The organism is Pseudomonas sp. WS 5078 (assembly GCF_012985745.1).
GTDB lineage: Bacteria > Pseudomonadota > Gammaproteobacteria > Pseudomonadales > Pseudomonadaceae > Aquipseudomonas > Aquipseudomonas lundensis_A.
In genome coordinates, this window is sequence record NZ_JAAQWX010000037.1 from 1 (window position 1) to 1,159 (window position 1,159).

1 protein-coding gene is annotated in these 1,159 nt (G+C 55.1%); it reads left to right on the top strand.

Annotated features, from left to right (window positions below):
• Positions 1-64 precede the first annotated feature (64 nt).
• A protein-coding gene (locus tag HBN68_RS21935; RefSeq protein ID WP_262373589.1) for an IS3 family transposase occupies positions 65-1,159 on the top strand; the annotation gives its coding sequence in 2 pieces (ribosomal slippage) (positions 65-320 and positions 320-1,159; 1,096 coding nt annotated over the 2 pieces). This gene is flagged as partial in the annotation.

A 1,159-nucleotide genomic window follows, 5' to 3' on the forward strand; every position in this document is an offset into this window, starting at 1 on the left:
TGCAGTGGTCTAATTTCCCCGGACACCTCGATAGGTGGAGAATGCATCTATCGAGGAGTTTTTCATGACTGGCAAACGCAGGACATTCGACGACAGCTTCAAGCTGCAGGTCGTAAAGATGATCAAGGACCAGGGACTGGCCGTTCCGCAGGTCTGCCGTGACCTGAATATTGGTGAGACCGCTGTCCGGCGCTGGGTTCAACAGTATGAGGCGGAGCACTTGGGACAGGCTGGGATCGGTAAGCCGCTAACATCCGAGCAGCAGCGCATCCGGCAGTTGGAGCAGGAAAATCGCCAGCTCAAGATGGATAACGATGTATTAAAAAAAGCCACCGCCTTCTTTGCCCGCGAGCTGAAGTAGCGTATCGCTTGGTTCGGCAACTGCAACAGAAGGCTTATTCGGTGGCGCATGTCTGTCGGCTGCTGGGCATCAGTCGATCCGGGTTCTACGAAGCCAACAAGCGTGCTGAAGCGCGAGCTTCAATTTGTCCTGTGGCTCTGCAACTCAAGGCATCGTTTGCCGCGAGTGGCGGCTGTTATGGCAGTCGCCCGTTGCGTAAAGCGTTACGCGCCAAGGGCATGGAAATAGGCCTTTATAAAATTCGTCGCTTGATGCGCGCTAATGGCCTGCGTTCGGCCTGGAAGCGTAAGTTTGTGCACACAACCGATAGCAAGCATGACCTGCCGATTGCTGAAAATGTATTGAATCGCCAATTTGAACCCGAGGCGGCGAACAAAGCCTGGGTGGCAGACATTACCTATATCCGGACTCGTAGCGGTTGGTTGTACCTGGCCGTGGTGCTGGACTTGTTCTCACGCAAGATAGTGGGCTGGTCCATGGCCCCGAACATGCCGGCTGAACTGGTGTGCAGTGCAATGCAGTTGGCGGTTGCTCAGCGTCAACCGCCACCTGGGCTGATCGCCCACTCGGATCGCGGCAGCCAATACGCCAGCGCGAGCTACAGATCGTTGCTGGCAAGAAATGCCATGCGGCAAAGCATGAGCCGCAAAGGTAACTGCTGGGACAATTCAGTGATGGAACGCTTTTTCCTGAGTTTGAAAATGGAGCGGGTATGGCGGCGCGATTACGCCAACCACGCCGAAGCGATACGCGACATCACTGAATACATCGTTGGGTTTTACAACAACGAGAGGCTGC